At 42.9% G+C, this 15,977-nt stretch carries 19 protein-coding genes; 6 read left to right on the top strand and 13 right to left on the bottom strand.

Annotation, left to right across the window (positions count from 1 at the left end; genetic code table 11):
- Positions 1–2: 2 nt before the first annotated feature.
- From AKJ31_RS08250 to ccoN, 5 genes are all read right to left on the bottom strand, one after another.
- Positions 3–482: a FixH family protein gene (locus AKJ31_RS08250; protein ID WP_053408634.1), complete on the bottom strand. Its 480-nt coding sequence runs from the start codon at positions 480–482 to the stop codon at positions 3–5.
- 87 nt (positions 483–569) lie between these two features.
- Positions 570–1,550 carry a cytochrome-c oxidase, cbb3-type subunit III gene (gene ccoP / locus AKJ31_RS08245; protein WP_053408633.1) on the bottom strand — a complete coding sequence of 327 codons (981 nt, stop codon included), beginning with the start codon at positions 1,548–1,550 and terminating at the stop codon, positions 570–572.
- Positions 1,547–1,723 (bottom strand): cbb3-type cytochrome oxidase subunit 3, encoded by a 177-nt coding sequence (locus tag AKJ31_RS08240; RefSeq protein ID WP_053408632.1) that lies wholly within the window; start codon positions 1,721–1,723, stop codon positions 1,547–1,549. Before AKJ31_RS08240 ends, ccoP begins: the two co-directional genes overlap by 4 nt.
- A gap of 16 nt (positions 1,724–1,739) precedes the next feature.
- Positions 1,740–2,360 carry a cytochrome-c oxidase, cbb3-type subunit II gene (gene ccoO / locus AKJ31_RS08235; RefSeq protein WP_053408631.1) on the bottom strand — a complete coding sequence of 207 codons (621 nt, stop codon included), beginning with the start codon at positions 2,358–2,360 and terminating at the stop codon, positions 1,740–1,742.
- Positions 2,361–2,373: 13 nt separating this feature from the next.
- On the bottom strand, positions 2,374–3,801 hold the full coding sequence (ccoN, locus tag AKJ31_RS08230; RefSeq protein ID WP_053408630.1) for a cytochrome-c oxidase, cbb3-type subunit I: 1,428 nt from the start codon (positions 3,799–3,801) through the stop codon (positions 2,374–2,376).
- Positions 3,802–4,060: 259 nt separating this feature from the next.
- Between ccoN and AKJ31_RS08225 the strand changes: the two genes are divergently transcribed.
- From AKJ31_RS08225 to AKJ31_RS08215, 3 genes are read left to right on the top strand one after another with little or no spacing between them, the layout of a single operon-like run.
- Positions 4,061–4,426 carry a hypothetical protein gene (locus AKJ31_RS08225; RefSeq protein WP_053408629.1) on the top strand — a complete coding sequence of 122 codons (366 nt, stop codon included), beginning with the start codon at positions 4,061–4,063 and terminating at the stop codon, positions 4,424–4,426.
- A complete protein-coding gene (locus AKJ31_RS08220) occupies positions 4,427–5,611 on the top strand; it encodes an FIST signal transduction protein (protein ID WP_072161278.1) in 1,185 nt (394 codons plus the stop codon).
- A gap of 8 nt (positions 5,612–5,619) precedes the next feature.
- Positions 5,620–7,338: a response regulator gene (locus AKJ31_RS08215; protein WP_053408628.1), complete on the top strand. Its 1,719-nt coding sequence runs from the start codon at positions 5,620–5,622 to the stop codon at positions 7,336–7,338.
- A 26-nt stretch (positions 7,339–7,364) separates the two neighbouring features.
- On the opposite strand, the gene AKJ31_RS08210 is transcribed toward AKJ31_RS08215, so the two are convergent.
- On the bottom strand, positions 7,365–8,384 hold the full coding sequence (locus AKJ31_RS08210) for a DUF2955 domain-containing protein (protein WP_053408627.1): 1,020 nt from the start codon (positions 8,382–8,384) through the stop codon (positions 7,365–7,367).
- Between the two features lie 11 nt (positions 8,385–8,395).
- On the bottom strand, positions 8,396–9,460 hold the full coding sequence (locus AKJ31_RS08205) for an HlyD family secretion protein (protein ID WP_053408626.1): 1,065 nt from the start codon (positions 9,458–9,460) through the stop codon (positions 8,396–8,398).
- 99 nt (positions 9,461–9,559) lie between these two features.
- On the opposite strand from AKJ31_RS08205, the gene AKJ31_RS08200 reads away from it, so the two are divergent.
- On the top strand, positions 9,560–10,420 hold the full coding sequence (locus AKJ31_RS08200; RefSeq protein WP_053408625.1) for a LysR family transcriptional regulator: 861 nt from the start codon (positions 9,560–9,562) through the stop codon (positions 10,418–10,420).
- 566 nt (positions 10,421–10,986) lie between these two features.
- Here AKJ31_RS08200 and AKJ31_RS08195 read toward each other — a convergent pair.
- The 5 genes from AKJ31_RS08195 to matP form a co-directional block, all read right to left on the bottom strand.
- Complete coding sequence (locus AKJ31_RS08195; protein WP_053408624.1) at positions 10,987–11,388, bottom strand: GFA family protein; 402 nt, start codon at positions 11,386–11,388, stop codon at positions 10,987–10,989.
- 17 nt (positions 11,389–11,405) lie between these two features.
- On the bottom strand, positions 11,406–11,879 hold the full coding sequence (locus AKJ31_RS08190) for a GNAT family N-acetyltransferase (RefSeq protein ID WP_053408623.1): 474 nt from the start codon (positions 11,877–11,879) through the stop codon (positions 11,406–11,408).
- Positions 11,880–12,052: 173 nt separating this feature from the next.
- Positions 12,053–12,364 (bottom strand): hypothetical protein, encoded by a 312-nt coding sequence (locus AKJ31_RS08185; RefSeq protein ID WP_053408622.1) that lies wholly within the window; start codon positions 12,362–12,364, stop codon positions 12,053–12,055.
- Positions 12,365–12,467: 103 nt separating this feature from the next.
- On the bottom strand, positions 12,468–12,779 hold the full coding sequence (locus AKJ31_RS08180; RefSeq protein WP_053408621.1) for a DUF3634 family protein: 312 nt from the start codon (positions 12,777–12,779) through the stop codon (positions 12,468–12,470).
- A 9-nt stretch (positions 12,780–12,788) separates the two neighbouring features.
- Complete coding sequence (gene matP, locus AKJ31_RS08175; RefSeq protein WP_053408620.1) at positions 12,789–13,235, bottom strand: macrodomain Ter protein MatP; 447 nt, start codon at positions 13,233–13,235, stop codon at positions 12,789–12,791.
- A gap of 171 nt (positions 13,236–13,406) precedes the next feature.
- Between matP and AKJ31_RS08170 the strand changes: the two genes are divergently transcribed.
- Together AKJ31_RS08170 and fabA are read left to right on the top strand one after the other, a co-directional pair.
- On the top strand, positions 13,407–15,056 hold the full coding sequence (locus AKJ31_RS08170) for an AAA family ATPase (RefSeq protein WP_053408619.1): 1,650 nt from the start codon (positions 13,407–13,409) through the stop codon (positions 15,054–15,056).
- A gap of 92 nt (positions 15,057–15,148) precedes the next feature.
- The gene (fabA, locus tag AKJ31_RS08165) at positions 15,149–15,667 is read left to right on the top strand and encodes a bifunctional 3-hydroxydecanoyl-ACP dehydratase/trans-2-decenoyl-ACP isomerase (RefSeq protein WP_053408618.1); all 519 of its coding nucleotides are present in this window, start codon (positions 15,149–15,151) and stop codon (positions 15,665–15,667) included.
- Between the two features lie 131 nt (positions 15,668–15,798).
- Here the strand turns inward: fabA and rmf are convergent, their stop codons facing one another.
- Entirely contained in the window at positions 15,799–15,972 is a 174-nt protein-coding gene (rmf, locus tag AKJ31_RS08160) for a ribosome modulation factor (RefSeq protein WP_053408617.1), read from the bottom strand.
- Positions 15,973–15,977: the final 5 nt, after the last annotated feature.

The raw sequence follows: 15,977 nt of genomic DNA, 5'->3' as shown, positions 1-15,977 counted from the left end.
GCTTAGTTATCCAATTGAACAGGAGATGACGATGGGAATGTAACGCGACCTTGAACCAACCATTGTTTGTCATGAGGAGTCAGCTCAATAAACCAAGGACCTTGAAGTTCTTTATCTAAGGTGAATCGATAAACACCTTTCGCATCGGAGGTGATCATCTGAGAGAAGTCTCTGTCAGGAAGAGTACGGTGAGCGAACATTGCTGTTATCGCTGGATAATGTTCCAACTGGCCTTTGTTGAACTTGATAACGACGCTATTGCCGTCTGAATAAACGGCCGCACTTAGGCCTAAGTCTTTTGCGACATTCTGTTTGCTAATGTCGACATTAATCCCTTTGCCTTTTTTATAGTAATCCTCAGTCACTAGTGAGACAGAATTTTGCGAGAAAACCACCACAGTGATAATCGTCCACACAACAACAGTAAGTGGCAAAATAATTAGAAACCACGGCCAAAACTGCTTATACCAAGGCTTTACCATAAAAAAGTTCTCAATTTGTAAGATGAAATTAGGGCTTTAACTTTAAAGGAAAGACAGCCCCTTTTTAAAGGGGCTGTTATTGAATAGTTACTTATTATCTGAGTTGCTCAAACTCCAAACGTAAGCAGCAACAAGCTGAACTTTGTCTTCGCCTAGAATATCTTTCCAAGCAGGCATTACGCCAGAACGACCGTTCATTACTGTTTCTGTTACGTCTGCACGAGAGCTACCAAACAACCAGTCTTGGTCAGTCAGGTCAGGTGCACCCACTGCTGGGTTACCTTTACCGTCTGTGCCGTGACACGCTGCACACACGACGAAACGTGCTTTACCTGCTTCTGCATCACGAGCGTTTACACTACGACCAGAAAGGCTAAGAGTGTAGCTAACTACTTCCTCAACGCCTTGCTCGCCAAGAGCATCTTTCCAAGATGGCATCTGACCGATACGACCGTGCATGATAGTCGTAACGATAGCTGCAGGTTCACCGCCGTATAGCCACGCATCGTCAGTTAGGTTAGGGAAACCTTTCTGACCACGAGCATCCGAACCGTGACACTGAGAACAGTTTTGTAGGAACAAACGTTGACCTACTTTAACTGCTTCAGAGTCTGCAGCGATTTCAGGAATCGGACGCAGTTCTGTTGAACCGTTCACATAAGCTAGGCTCTTGAATGCTTCACCAAAGTAAGTGTCTGCATCGTCTAGCTCTTTAGCGTATTGGTCCAGTTGCTTGTTGCTTTGCGCAGCTGCTACTGATGCCTTCGACTCTTCAAGAGAACGTACTGTTTGGTCTGAACTGGTCCAGCCTAGTACACCTTTGAAGTTACCAAGACCCGGGTAAAGAGTCAGGTAAGTCGCCGCGAAAAAGAACGTACCTACGAATAGGTAAGTCCACCATTTCGGCAGTGGGTTGTTTAGCTCGCGAATACCATCGTACTCGTGACCCATATCTGCACTTTCTTCCACGCCCATCTTGTCTTTAAGACACCAGATAAGCAGTGCAGCACAGCCGACAAGAGTACCGACTGTAATGATGATTATCCAAAGACTCCAAAATGTAGTCATTGCTTAGTCACTCCTTGTTCTTTTTCGGGCGTTTTTTCTTCATCAGCAAAAACAAGGTTTGCAGCCTCATCGAAACGTGCTTTGCGACGTTTACCGTAAGCCCACCAAACTACACCCAGAAAGCTAACGAACAGAACTATGGTCCAAATACTGTGAATAGTACCGATATCCATAATTTCACCCCTTTAATTACTTCATTGCGTGACCAAGAGACTGAAGGTAAGCAATGATGGCATCCATCTCTGTTTTACCTTCTACATCTTTAGACGCATTTGCGATTTGCTCATCAGTGTATGGAACACCAAATTGATCACGGAAAAGACGTAGTTTCTTTTCTGTATTCTTGCCGTCTAGAACATTGTCAGCCAACCAAGGGAAACCTGGCATGTTTGACTCAGGAACTAGTTCGCGAGGATCAAGAAGGTGAACACGGTGCCACTCATCAGAGTAACGACCGCCAACGCGCGCTAGGTCAGGACCAGTACGCTTAGAACCCCATAGGAATGGGTGTTCCCATACACTTTCACCAGCAACAGAGTAGTGACCGTAGCGTTCCGTTTCAGAACGGAATGGACGAATCATTTGGCTGTGACATACGTTACAACCTTCACGGGTGTAGATGTCACGACCTTCAAGCTCAAGAGCTGTGTAAGGACGTAGGTTTTCAACAGGTTCAGTTGTTTGCTTTTGGAAGATCAACGGAGTGATCTCAACCAACGCACCCAAACTGATTGCAAAAACAATAAGAATCGCTAGCAAACCGACATTGCGTTCAACAATTTCGTGGCGATTGTTAGAATTAGAACTCATTCTTTAAATCTCCTTATGCCGGTTGCTGGATTGCTTTTAAGCTAGCTTTTGGTGCTGAAAGAGTCTTGTACGTGTTGTATGCCATTAGGAACATACCGCTTAGGAAGATGAAACCACCTAGGAAACGTACAAAGTAGAACGGGTAAGACGCTTCTACTGATTCAACAAAGCTGTAAGTCAACGTACCGTCAGAGTTAACTGCGCGCCACATCAGACCTTGCATAACACCAGAAATCCACATCGCAACGATGTACAGAACTGTACCGATTGTCGCTAACCAGAAGTGAGCGTTAATCAGGCTTACAGAGTACATACGCTCTTGACCGAATAGGCGAGGGATCAAGTGGTATACCGAACCGATAGATACCATTGCAACCCAACCTAGAGCGCCAGAGTGTACGTGACCAACTGTCCAGTCTGTGTAGTGAGACAGCGCGTTAACTGTCTTAATAGACATCATTGGGCCTTCAAACGTAGACATACCGTAGAACGATAGTGATACGATTAGGAAACGAAGGATAGGGTCATAACGTAGTTTGTGCCAAGCACCTGAAAGCGTCATGATACCGTTGATCATACCACCCCAAGAAGGCGCAAACAGAACAAGAGACATAACCATACCTAGCGACTGCGTCCAATCTGGAAGTGCAGTGTAGTGTAGGTGGTGAGGACCTGCCCAAATGTATAGAGAGATAAGAGCCCAGAAGTGAACGATTGACAGACGGTAAGAGTAAACTGGACGCTCAGCTTGCTTAGGAACGAAGTAGTACATCATACCTAGGAAACCAGCTGTCAGTAGGAAACCTACCGCGTTGTGACCGTACCACCACTGTACCATCGCATCCACCGCACCAGCGTAAATCGAGTACGATTTACCCATAGATACTGGGATTGCCATGCTGTTTACGATATGAAGAACCGCAACAGTAATGATAAAGGCACCGAAGAACCAGTTTGCCACGTAGATGTGTGACGTCTTACGTTTCACAAGCGTTCCGAAGAACACGATAGCGTAAGAAACCCAAACAACCGCGATAGCAATATCGATTGGCCATTCAAGTTCAGCGTATTCTTTACCAGAGGTATAACCTAAAGGCAGAGTAATCGCTGCTGCGAGGATAATTGCTTGCCAGCCCCAGAAGGTGAAGGCGACAAGAGGGCCACCAAATAGACGAGTTTGACAGGTACGCTGCACAACATAGTAAGACGTTGCGAACAGAGCACTTGTACCAAACGCAAAAATAACCGCATTAGTATGCAGAGGACGTAAGCGACTGTACGTCAACCACGGCGTATCAAAGTTTAGCTGTGGCCAAACTAATTGAGCGGCAATCAAAACACCAACAGCCATACCGACAATACCCCAGAGAATAGTCACAAGGGTAAATTGACGGACGACTGTATAGTTGTAGTTTTGTTCAAGCTGCTTTTCTTGGCTCATTTGCATGCTTCCAATTTCTAATTAACTACACTTTACTTCCAACACGACACATGTCGTAATGCCACCCAAAACGTAAAGAATTTCATCCCGCGTTTCAGACGGTTAAATATTCTTATCGGTTTTTAAAAAAAGTGGCATTTTCAGCCGCCAACTATACTGCATTTAACAATTCAATGACAGCGTAGTAACCTTACACTTGGTCAGGTTTTGGCCTTTTATTTTAAAACTTTGAAGTTTGTTACACGGAGAAACACCCTTAATGGCAGCCCAAAAACTCACACGCGGTCGTTTTGTTCAAATAATCATCATGTTAACCCTACTGATTACAGCGTTTTTCTGGAGAACGGTCACGCATGAATCGACACTTGAACTGTCGTGTGAGGCAAAAAAAGAGTGTGTTTTTTACGCAGACAACACCCGCTTTTCTGTGCAATTAGGTGAAGGAGATATGTTAATTGAAACGGATAAGGAGGGGTGGATTCTTGAACCAACGTCACCTGAGTCCACGCTCGAAAAAAATGCACTTTCTTGGTCTATTTTCTTTCCAAAATACAATAACGAGATCACAATCAAATTAAGCTCGCCAGAAGGTGAACAAAAAGCAATCACAATTAGAAGAATCTAGATGGAATTTAAAACGCATATTTCTTATCAACTGAAAGAAAAAGATGCCGTCGCAGAAATCGTCAGTGAAATTAGTACCAAAAATCTAGCAAGCATTATTTGCTATTTTACGCAAAACTACGGCTCCGAAAAATTACGGGCGGCATTTAAGAAATCCTTGCCCGACGTATCCATTATTGGCTGCTCGACGTGTAAAGGAATAATGACCGAGCGTGGTGTGCACTTTGGCAATGTGATCGGCCTAATCGCCATCTACGATTCTAATTCACGAGCGTATGGCTCCAGTCTGGTTGAATATGACAACGAGCAAGATTCGAAAATTGCCGCCAGAAGAGCGATAGAAATCGCACTGGAAAAAGCCGACCGTGTCGGGGAAGTCCCCAGTTTTGCCATTATCCATACGACACCAGGCCTAGAAGAGACATTAATCAAATCGATTGATAACTTCTTCCAAACGCCAGTTCCGATAATAGGTGCCACAGCGGCAGACAATGCTGTAAAAGGACAGTGGTCAGTCTTTAACGAAGATGCATCAACACACCAAGGCTTAGCCATTCAACTCCTGTTTCCTTCCAAGCCCTTAGCCGCTGGGTTTAGTGCTGGTTATTCTCCGACGCAGTTCACAGGTAGGGTAACCAAAGCAAAAGGTAGAGAGTTGATGGAGATCGACCACAGACCCGCCCAACAAGTTTACCGAGAATGGTTAGAAAAACACGCCAATATCGACCTTCCAAGTCACTTTATATTTCAACTAGTTACGCAATATCCGCTTGGTAGAATTGCCGGATCACTTTACAATCAACCTTATTATAAATTGTCTCATCCTGTGAAGCTCACCGAAGATGAAGGCATTCTTCTTTTCACCAACATAGAAGAAAACGATAACGTTACGTTAATGTTTGGTGACAAATCGCAGTTGATTTTTAGACCAGCGCGAGTGATAAAAGAAGCAAATAGGCAATCGATTAATAGCTCTAAAATAGCCGGGGCCGTGTGCATTATCTGTGCGGGAGCTATGCTTTACTTAGACGAAGACATTCATAAAGTCTACGAAATAATAAAACAACAAATGGGGAACGTCCCCTTTATTTGCCCATTTACCTTTGGTGAACAAGGGCGCTTTGTTAACGGAGAAAATGGTCATGGTAATTTGATGATCTCTTCCGCTACATTTTACTCTGATTGATTCGACTTATGTGTTTAAAAACGAAAGAACAATTACATGAAGCACTCGTAGAGCTGAAACAAAGCCAAGAGCGCGAAGGGCGTTTAATGGCGGAAAACCGCGCTATTCTGGATGCAATCTCAAGTATTACCAGCGCGTCGAACAAACAACAAATTTTCCAAGAGCTCAAAAACGTACTTTCTCTCTATATAGACTTTTCTGATTTCATCGTACTGAGTAAGAAAAATTGCGAGTTGCACTTCAATACACTGCTTACCTCAAATAAAGAATTTGAAGGCGTTGAGTGGTGCAATGATGGTAAGTTTCCCAGAGTCTTAGAGGGAGACTGCATTCTATTGTTCGAACCCGCCAAACTGCAAGAGTTCGCCTGTTTGGATGATCAGCAAAAGAACACTATGAAGTGCGCTCTAGCTACTGGCGTAAAAGCGACTATTACCGATTCCATCATTTTATTGATAGGGAACAAAGTAGGGCAATTCACACTAGATTCGCGCGAGACACTGTCACGTTTCAGACCCCTTCTTGAACGCGCGTTGATTGATATCGAACACAAAGAGCAGCTTCAACACTTAGTTGATGTTCGCACGCAGCAGTTAAAGCTCGCCCAGATCAAAGCAGAGAAAGCCAACGAAGCAAAATCGCGATTTTTGGCCATGATGAGCCATGAATTAAGGACTCCATTGAATGCAGTCCTCGGCTACATTGATGTGCTGCTCGACGATCTAAGTGTTCCAGAACAACTTGAGATGCTCGAGAAGATGGAGTCGTCCGCAGAACTGTTGCTCGTTTTAATTAACGACATACTCGACTTATCTAGGATTGAAAGTGGCGAGTTCTCCACTAAATATCAGTGGGTTAAGTTAAGAAACGATCTATCTTCAATTCTTGAGCATTTCCAGACCCTCGCAAATGCAAAAGGATTGGACTTCACCGTCGACTTAGAATTTGAGCAGGACTTATTGCTGTGGATTGATCCAACCCGAGTGATGCAAATTGTATTCAATCTTGTTGGCAATGCTCTCAAGTTTACGGAACAAGGCTCAGTTTCTTTAAGTGCTACAATCTCAAACTCAGTACTGAAAATAGAAGTAAAAGATACTGGAATAGGTATCGAACGTTCACGTCTTAACGCAATATTCAGTCAGTTTAGGCAAGCCGATGATTCTATCACGAGAAAATACGGTGGGAGTGGACTTGGGTTAACGATCTCCAAGCACTTAGCTGAGTTGATGAGTGGTAGCATTTCCGTTGAAAGCGTGTTTGGTAAAGGTTCTGTGTTTACGATCAGTTTGCCCGTCAAAACCAAGCTACAAGTCAATCTAAACGAACACCCACATGATTTAACGGTTAACTTCGCTAAGAGCCTTAACATTCTCGTTGTAGAAGACACCGTAACTAATCAAATGGTGATTAAACTAATCCTAGAGAAGCTTGGACATAAAGTGGTAACCCAAAACAATGGTTTGGAAGCGGTGGATTACTTTAAGCAGAATTCAGAGCACATCGATCTTATTTTTATGGATATTTCAATGCCAGTTATGGATGGTTTAACCGCGACTAAACAGATACGACAGTTCTGTAGCGCTACACCCATTATCGCATTAACTGCTCACGCAATGGCTAAAGACAAACAAACATGTATCGATGCCGGTATGAATGCGTTTGTCTCAAAACCAATTCGTAGTAAAGAGATACAAAGAACGCTAAAAACCGTCATCAGTGTTTAAGTGACGGCCTCTAGCATGATTTGAAACTACGATGGCTGAATACGTTCGATCTCAGGATGTTTTAGCAACATAACGCGTATCCAATGGTGCACAACCCACATGACCATTGCTGTAAGCAAAACCGCGACAAAGATTGAACTAAAGCGATACAAGATCGAGAAGAACGCATCTTTTTGTTCTGGAACCAATGACGTAGTCAAAGGTACAGACAAAGCAGACATGGCAGAGAAAGCGATTGCCGCTTTAATTTGCCCTTTAGTCAGCCACAAACAAAATGGTCCCATGGCTATAACAAATGCCAACCAAAACAGTAGGCCGTGCCCGTACCAACTACCTAAAATAAGTTGAACCGACATACCCGCTAAGCACCCAAGAGCCGTACCTATAATACGAATCTTAGCCATCGCCATTGAGCCAGCGAGGGTCATTGGTGTCAGGATAATAAGAATCGAAGCTTGAGCAGATAAGGAATCATATAAGTCAGCTACCTGGAAGACAATAAACGCCGTCATTGCCACAACCCAGCCCATAGCAACTTGACTGATGTAATCTATATCGCTTTTGACCGGAGTCGAAATCTCCGCTTGCTCGCATTGAGATTCAGGCTCAGGAAAGATCCAATATGCTAGTGCGCAAACGAAAATGTTGCTGAACGCTATAACCCACAAGTTAACGTTAAACTCTTCGATATCCATGAAGTTGTAGCTAGCGAAATTCAATACAATCGAACCAACTAGCAGCCCCATATAACCAAATAGGTATGTCTTCTGGTTCATCATTGCAACACACTTAAACAACATCATAATGCCAACAGCAGCGATCATTAGAGTAGGGTGGAACTGTAAAAACTCTACGATATACGTTGCTTGAACGGTGCTCCAAACTGCAGAGAAGAACACCATTAGCAAGCTAGGTAAACTAAAGCGGTCCATTCGTCCAAGTATAAATAGCGGCATCATTATGGCGAAAAAACCATAAGACCAGCCAAATACCATGCTCAGCGCCAGTCCCATCGAGCAACCAAACCAAATACGTAACGTTTTCATTCTGGCACCTGCTAATAAATAAAGTGGAACCAGCTAGCGATATGAATTTGTACCTGCGCCATTAGATGCCAAAACATATTATCTTGTGGATAGACCACGATCGTCGCCCGCGATCCAACAAACAGTGATGATGGCATGTTGTCCTGGCTCGTTAGATTGACTCGCGTACGTTGTGCATCTCGAACCCAACGGTTATTTACTTCAACTTTCGTCAATGCTCCGTTTGGTGTTTGTTGCGCAGCGGCTACGCCATAGTCACGGCTAGAGATATCAAACTCGTATACGCCACCAGGGTTTGCATCAAATGCCACCAAAGCGTGGTAACTTTCGTTCAAGTTAGCGACTGATTTCTCACGAAAATCTGCAGCAACCCACATAGAGCCAGTAGGAACAAAAGTAAGTAGGGGCATATTAGTGTTCGCCATTGTACCGACTTCCAATTGTAGGTTGGTTACCACGCCATCGCTCGGTGCGAGTACTCGAGTATTGGTTAAATCTAGTTGTGCTTTCTCTAGCTTATTTCTCGCGATGCGTACCGCGGTGCTTTCACCTTTTTTATCACCCAGTTGCGCTTCAATGACTTTCAAGTTTTGCTGCTCCGCTTTCAATGTAGCGTGAGCGACTTGGTTTTGCGCAAAAGCGTTATCAACAGACGACTGTGAAATCACTTTTTGTCTCGACAACTTGAGTAAGCGATTGTATTCACGATGCGCGTTATCATAGGTCGCTTGCGCGCGTGCAATATTCGCGACTGCCGCTTCACGCTGAGAATACAAGGTTGCTTCTTTCTCATAGGCTGACTGAAGTGATAGTTCAGCTTGCTCCAGAGCGATGTCATACTTACGCTCATCGATAGTGAACAGCACATCACCTTTGTTAACTGACTGATTATTTACAACTGAAACACTAGTCACTTTTCCGGACACCTCTGGGGCGACTTGCACGACATACCCTTGAACGCGTCCTTCAGTTGTTAGTGGGGCGTGACGGTCAGCAATGATAATGTACAAAAATAGTACGATGAACAGGACAATCAACGTACGCATCCAATGTCTGAATTTTTGATCTGCGGTCATTAGAAGTTCCGAATAACAAATAAGATAGGAGATTATAGAGAACTTCGTCACAGTTAAGTAGAATGACATAAAGCACATGAATGAGCTAAAAGTAGGACAATGAACGTAAATCTCGATGACATTTATTTGTTTACCCAAACCGTTGTACATGGTGGAATCAGTGCCGCGGCCGATGCAAACAACTTGCAGCGCTCTAAAGTGAGCCGTCGGCTTCAAGAGCTTGAAAAAGCGCTGGGATTTCAGTTACTTATTCGAACAACCAGAACCATTGAGTTGACTGAGCATGGCAAACGCTTGTTCGAACTTGTTGGGCAATCAGTCGAGCATATCCAGCAAGGTTTGAACGTTATGTACGAATATCAACAAGAGTTGAGTGGTAGGGTGCGTTTAGCAATTCCTTCCGCATTGATGAGCTCTGCGGCTTTTAACGCCATTATTACTGAGTACACGACACGTTACCCAGATATATCGGTGGAGATTGAAAACCACCAAGAGAGCATCGATTTAAAGCGCCAAGCATTCGATATTCAGCTATTGCCCAGCGTCGTTAAAGTAACAGATGATAGCTACGTTCAGTTTAGTTTGCTTCCATATTGTAGTCATTTCGTCGCTTCTCAGGCGTATCTAGACAAGCATCCACCAATTGCGACAATAGAAGACTTACAACAACACCGACTGCTGACCAATCGATACAACGCAAATTTGCTCGGTCCTGAGTTGCATCTTGCACTCAAATCCGACGATTTGAACTTGTTGCGTTCAATGGCAATAGCAGGGAATGGAATCGCATTTATCCCACAGATACATTCGAAGCCCGCATTGAAAGACGGATTGTTAACAGAAGTCTTGCCTGAATTTACTCATCCTAAACAACACCTGACACTGATTTATCCGTCCTCGTTGTTTTTACCAAACAAGGTCAAGGCACTAATTGAGTTGTTTAGAGAGAAGTTTAAGTAAAACAACATCTGAACATTTGCAGAATGTAAGAAGACAAAACGGTTGTTCTAATAATCAGTTTGTTAATCTCTGATTATCAAACTGATTATTAGGTATTTTATGGTAAATCGATTATGTTCAATCTTTGAGGGAGCTTAAGAGCTAGAGGAGAGGTAAAGGAATATGGACATTAAGATATACGACACCGTATTTAACATAATATACATAATGCGCACTCAAGTATTGAATATAACCTAGGTGTCTTCTTCGTCATTTCTATTCCTGTAGATAAATCTTACTGATTTCTTACGCTAGCAAAACTTTGCATTCACTTTTACGGTGTTTGTACCTAACTCAAAGATGAACTTCCAACACTTATCAAATATCGGACTTGAAACTTACCTCTGTACTAGAGCGCTTGATTTAGCTTACGTGGTCGGTTTGTTTTCTCCAAGCCAAACTATCGATTCATTCGCGCGCGTTACTGATTTCTACTTAGTTACTCGTTGTTTTAATTGAACCAATGGCCAATTGATACAAGCTCATTCAAACTGTTACGTTGTCATTTTGAATGAGCTATATGACTATTACTCTTTTGGAGCGTATTGTTCAAAAACTTCTTGAGCGGTCATTTTGTGTGAGTTTGGATTTAACTCGTAATACTCTGGTTTTTCATCGACAAAAATTTCGCTAGCCAACGTAAAGTTCTCTTCAGGAAAAAGCCCTGCAGACAAAACGTATTCGCTAGCTGGAATCAAATAATAAAACAGATGAGTACCGCATTTAGAACAGAAACCGCGCTCTGCCCAATCAGATGACTGGAATCGCGTGATTTGTTCAACTCCATCAAACTTAATACCTTGTTTGGTGTGGATGGCATGCAATGGACCGCTAGACCACTTGCGACACATACTGCAATGGCAAAGGCCAACTTCATTGACCGATTCGGTTTCCACAGACACTGAACCGCACAAACATTTTCCTTTCATTGTGATTCCCTCTGTTTCTATTTTAAATTCAAAGACATGATGTGCTGAGGTCCAGCTGCACCGCCTAAGTAAAGCTCACCACCATCGACAAATCCTGCTTTTTCATAACACATTTTTGCGATTGGGTTCTTACAGTTTACGGTTAAGTAAATTTTGCACACGTCTGGAAACTGAGATTTAACGTAATCAGGCAATAACTTTACTGCTTGAACTCCGTGTCCTTTACCTTGTTGTCTCGCATCGATCAGGTATCCTCTAAGGCCAATACAAGGTTTGTCACACGCAAACTCATAAGAGTCAGAATAATTAAAATCCAGTAAAAAGAACCCAACGACTTCCTCTCCAAACTTAATGACATGAGCAATGCACGAACTAGGAAGTTCACTGAGTATTTCTTCTGTTGTCCCGACATACTTGAGCTGAGAGTCGTCAACAGATAATGCTAATACCTTTTCACGATCTGGTTCAGTTAGTTTTGCTAAAGATAACATTCTAATCCTTTAAAAATGCCACAGACCAAAAAGTTACACTGTAGCAATGCATTGATATCTTATTGAATCTATTATGTATCTTTCTAGGGAATAAAACCAAGCGACGCTCTCAAAAATTAATATCTTGTAAAATACATATAGTTATAGTGCATTAAAAATACATGCTAACTATTTTAGCTCGTTACATGAATTCGAATGTACTTTTCAGGTTGTTGATACTTAAAACGTTGGCCACGTTTGATGACTTTTTTACCGACTTTACAAACTTTATGGTCTCCAGTCCCGCGAACTTTCTTTACTTTTGCATAGCGATCATCGTGGCTGAGTTCAATAAATAGGTCGCAGTAACCTTCGAGTTCTTGTTTGGATAATTCTTTGACTACTCGTTGCTTAAGCTTTTTCGCAATGGAATTACGCTCTGCATCGTCTATAGCAACCGATGAAGCAGAAAAGAGAGTTAGAAAGATGAGTAAATGTGGTTTCATAGTATTGTCCTCCTATCCCAGAATATCAAAGGGATTTCAGGAGGAAATACATAAACCACATTGCGTCGAGGTAGGTAGAATCGCTAAGTAAGTGATATGTTTATCAGCCTGACTTTTTCGTGCCCTTGCTTTTAAAGCCTTGATGAGGAAAGACATTACGAATACGTTGTTGTACTTTTTTAGGCACTTGTTTAGAAAAGTTAAGCTTCGTCCCTGTTCGCTGTTGATACACCTTTAACTCACCTGAAAATGGTGTATGCTCGGCAATGTCCGTTACGTTGTGACGAAAAGATGGTGGAAAATGCCCTTTTTCAGATACGATTTTGCCATTCTCAAACTTTACCTTTAGTACTGGTCTGTCAACAGCGACGAGCCAAAAGATAACAATAGCGGCAACTAAAATAACGTAGAGCATGGCCTCTCCTTAATCTAACAACTTAGATAAATCTTCTTTTAAGCTACTAACTGTTTTACTGGCCTTCTCGCTACGAGAAGCTTCCGACAACAAGTACTCAATCGCATCTGAAAGCGTACATCCTAACTCATTTGCACGATGTGAAAGCTTCTCCCAAACGCGATAGTCTAGGTCGATGGATTTCTTTTTAGTATGAATTTGCTCAGCGTTAAAATGACGTTTACGCTTCGCTCGAATCGCTTGCTTGAGTTTGTTGTCTAACTCTTGAGCCATATGTTGCTCTATCCACTCAAGCACTTTGGTTGGTTCATGCTCAAGCTTTCTCAACTCAGCGATAGCCGCATCAGCTTCACTTGTATCGATGTGGCGAGTAATAGACTCTCCAGCTTTCCATTTATTTACCAGGTAAGTCCATTTCCAACCGCACTCTAAGTTTTCAAGCTGTTGATATTTCATGGCTATGCAATTTCCGTTGACGTTTAAGGTGACAGCGTAACCCTATCCACTGCAGGTTACAATCCCATTGTAATAGAAAATCGATCAAGATCATTAGAATAAATTACCGGTATCTCCCAATCCCCTTTTTCTATATAATTTCAGCCATTTTGTTATTAACGATTAAATTAAATGAATCAAGAAAACTGGCGTGCTGTCACCCCACAATATTCACAATATGACGAGATATTAAAGCAGTTCTCAACTCTCGAACCTGTCGATTTTCTTGGTATTCAACCTAGATTAAGCCAATCTTTAAAAACATTTTCGTCGCTGAAAGGTTTCACCCGCGCGCTGATTATCAATTCAATTGATAACGTCTTCTATCGCAACCTCATCAAGCAAGCGCTCGAATCACAAATCAGTGACAATGCAGTGTCAGTCACCGAATCTTTGTCAGCCAAGGCCTTGTTAGGCTCCTACATGTGTAATGATGAAGGACAAATCACGACATTCAATGAAGGTTTGTTGCACAAAGCGAATGGCGGATACCTGATCATTCCCGTGAATCTAATCTTAGCCAATCCCGTTAGTTGGCAAGCTTTGAAAACTGTTTTGCTTGGTGAAGCATGTAGCCCAATCAACGTTAACCCTCAAAAGATAGCCAAAGAAGAGCCAAGCCAGTCCTTTGACGTTAAAGTCATTATTGTCGGCGATCGAGACCAGATCTCTGATTTAGAGTGTATTGAACCTGAACTGTATAACGGTTTAGCGCTTTATACTGAGATCGAAAACGAATTGACCCTTAACGAGTCTACGATTACTTCTTACTTAGGCTATATTTCATGGCTGTTAAAGAGCTATGCACTACCCGACCTAACCTTCGATGCGCTTCACCGTTTGATGGTTGCAGGCGCGCGTTATACTGAAGACCAAGACTACATGCCGATCGAAGCTCTATGGTATTTGTCTTTGTTTCAAGAAGCGATGTTAACCAGTGATGGCTCTAACCTGACGGAATCAGATCTAGATACAGCAATCAATCAGAAATACTTCCGTGAGTCTTACCTGCCTGAACGTGCGATAGCCGATATTACAGAGGGACAAGTCGTCATTGAAACCGACGGTGAAATTGTCGGACAAGTCAATGGCTTAACTGTGATTGACGTTCCTGGCCATCCACTATCATATGGCGAACCAGCTCGAATCTCGTGTGTTATCCATTTTGGTGACGGGGATATTTCAGACGTTGAGCGCAAAGCTGAGCTAGGCGGTAATCTACACGCGAAAGGCATGATGATCATGCAAGCATTTGTGAGTAGCGCATTGCAACTAGACGAGCCGCTGCCTTACTCTGCATCCGTAGTATTTGAGCAATCTTACTGCGAAGTGGATGGAGACAGCGCTACGTTAGCTGAGCTTTGTTCATTCGTCAGCGCCCTATCCGAGTACCCTATCAACCAACAAGTCGCCGTGACGGGCGCAGTTGACCAGTTTGGTCGCGTTCAAGCAGTTGGTGGATTAAATGAGAAAATCGAAAGCTTCTATCATGTTTGTAAACATCAAGGTTTAACCGGTCACCAAGGTGTCATCTTGCCGAAAACAAACTTAAAGCATTTGTCGCTAAAACAAGAAGTTGTCGATAGTATCAAAAACGATGAGTTTCATATCTGGTCTGTATCGACCGTGGACGAAGCGATACCACTGATCATGGGTAAACCATTCCGTGGTGACGACGAAGAAAGCGTGATTAGCAAGATCGCTCAAAGAATAGAAAACTTTGAGCGACATGAACAACATCCACACGGAATTGTGGATCGAATCAAAAACTGGTTTTCTTAATCTAACTAATTGATAAAAATCAGACTGGTTGGAGTTGTTTAGCTTACACGTGTTCACTAAGATGCAGCTATCAAAAATTGGAGTAATTGATAATGCAAAACAAACGTGAATCTTACAACCGCGATGATCTTCTAGCCTCTAGCCAAGGTGAGCTATTTGGAGCTGGTTACCCTCAACTACCAGCTCCTAACATGCTGATGATGGATCGCATCACTAAGATGTCTGAGACAGAAGGTGATTTCGGCAAAGGTCTTATCCTAGCAGAACTCGATATTACTCCTGATCTATGGTTCTTTGACTGCCACTTCCCTGGTGACCCAGTAATGCCAGGCTGTCTTGGCCTAGATGCAATGTGGCAGCTTGTTGGCTTCTTCCTTGGTTGGGTTGGCGGCAAAGGTAAAGGCCGTGCACTGGGTGTTGGCGAAGTTAAATTTACAGGTCAAATCCTGCCAACAGCGAAAAAAGTGACTTACGAGATCCACATGAAGCGTGTTGTAAACCGTAAATTGGTTATGGGTCTAGCGGATGGCCGCGTACTAGTAGACGGTAAAGAGATTTACGTTGCTAAAGACCTTAAAGTGGGCCTTTTCCAAGATACTTCAGCTTTCTAAGTTACCTGTTTTCAAAAGCGACTCTCCGGAGTCGCTTTTTTGTATTCAACCTATTTAGTTATAGTGCATAAGGTAGACATTAAAAAGCCCCTTTCGGGGCTTAGTTCCTGACTGTATGTGGATTTGAGTCGTTATTTGTAGAGACCAGAGTGCTTGTCTTCCCTGGCGTCGCGCCAACCACCAAGCCAATAGGATCGAGCATCCATCTGTTGGTACGGACAGGCGTCCATTGAACGGCCATTTAAGCCCGCTTTATATCCTTGAGATTGCGCTCTTTCCAGGCGGTCACGCTTTTGTCTCTTCATAGTGT

It is taken from the genome of Vibrio hepatarius, assembly GCF_001274785.1.
In the GTDB taxonomy this organism is placed as follows: domain Bacteria; phylum Pseudomonadota; class Gammaproteobacteria; order Enterobacterales; family Vibrionaceae; genus Vibrio; species Vibrio hepatarius.
This window is presented reverse-complemented; position numbering and strand designations above follow the sequence as displayed.

What these genes read in the sequence shown, in the direction of transcription:
- rmf (WP_053408617.1), bottom strand. Translation starts at nt 15,972, where the DNA reads ATGAAGAGACAAAAGCGTGACCGCCTGGAAAGAGCGCAATCTCAAGGA.
- AKJ31_RS08240 (WP_053408632.1), bottom strand. Translation starts at nt 1,723, where the DNA reads ATGGATATCGGTACTATTCACAGTATTTGGACCATAGTTCTGTTCGTT.
- AKJ31_RS08170 (WP_053408619.1), top strand. Translation starts at nt 13,407, where the DNA reads ATGAATCAAGAAAACTGGCGTGCTGTCACCCCACAATATTCACAATAT.
- AKJ31_RS08210 (WP_053408627.1), bottom strand. Translation starts at nt 8,384, where the DNA reads ATGAAAACGTTACGTATTTGGTTTGGTTGCTCGATGGGACTGGCGCTG.
- AKJ31_RS08250 (WP_053408634.1), bottom strand. Translation starts at nt 482, where the DNA reads ATGGTAAAGCCTTGGTATAAGCAGTTTTGGCCGTGGTTTCTAATTATT.
- matP (WP_053408620.1), bottom strand. Translation starts at nt 13,235, where the DNA reads ATGAAATATCAACAGCTTGAAAACTTAGAGTGCGGTTGGAAATGGACT.
- AKJ31_RS08225 (WP_053408629.1), top strand. Translation starts at nt 4,061, where the DNA reads ATGGCAGCCCAAAAACTCACACGCGGTCGTTTTGTTCAAATAATCATC.
- AKJ31_RS08200 (WP_053408625.1), top strand. Translation starts at nt 9,560, where the DNA reads ATGAACGTAAATCTCGATGACATTTATTTGTTTACCCAAACCGTTGTA.
- AKJ31_RS08180 (WP_053408621.1), bottom strand. Translation starts at nt 12,779, where the DNA reads ATGCTCTACGTTATTTTAGTTGCCGCTATTGTTATCTTTTGGCTCGTC.
- AKJ31_RS08190 (WP_053408623.1), bottom strand. Translation starts at nt 11,879, where the DNA reads ATGTTATCTTTAGCAAAACTAACTGAACCAGATCGTGAAAAGGTATTA.
- fabA (WP_053408618.1), top strand. Translation starts at nt 15,149, where the DNA reads ATGCAAAACAAACGTGAATCTTACAACCGCGATGATCTTCTAGCCTCT.
- ccoO (WP_053408631.1), bottom strand. Translation starts at nt 2,360, where the DNA reads ATGAGTTCTAATTCTAACAATCGCCACGAAATTGTTGAACGCAATGTC.
- ccoN (WP_053408630.1), bottom strand. Translation starts at nt 3,801, where the DNA reads ATGAGCCAAGAAAAGCAGCTTGAACAAAACTACAACTATACAGTCGTC.
- AKJ31_RS08195 (WP_053408624.1), bottom strand. Translation starts at nt 11,388, where the DNA reads ATGAAAGGAAAATGTTTGTGCGGTTCAGTGTCTGTGGAAACCGAATCG.
- AKJ31_RS08205 (WP_053408626.1), bottom strand. Translation starts at nt 9,460, where the DNA reads ATGACCGCAGATCAAAAATTCAGACATTGGATGCGTACGTTGATTGTC.
- AKJ31_RS08220 (WP_072161278.1), top strand. Translation starts at nt 4,427, where the DNA reads ATGGAATTTAAAACGCATATTTCTTATCAACTGAAAGAAAAAGATGCC.
- ccoP (WP_053408633.1), bottom strand. Translation starts at nt 1,550, where the DNA reads ATGACTACATTTTGGAGTCTTTGGATAATCATCATTACAGTCGGTACT.
- AKJ31_RS08215 (WP_053408628.1), top strand. Translation starts at nt 5,620, where the DNA reads ATGTGTTTAAAAACGAAAGAACAATTACATGAAGCACTCGTAGAGCTG.
- AKJ31_RS08185 (WP_053408622.1), bottom strand. Translation starts at nt 12,364, where the DNA reads ATGAAACCACATTTACTCATCTTTCTAACTCTCTTTTCTGCTTCATCG.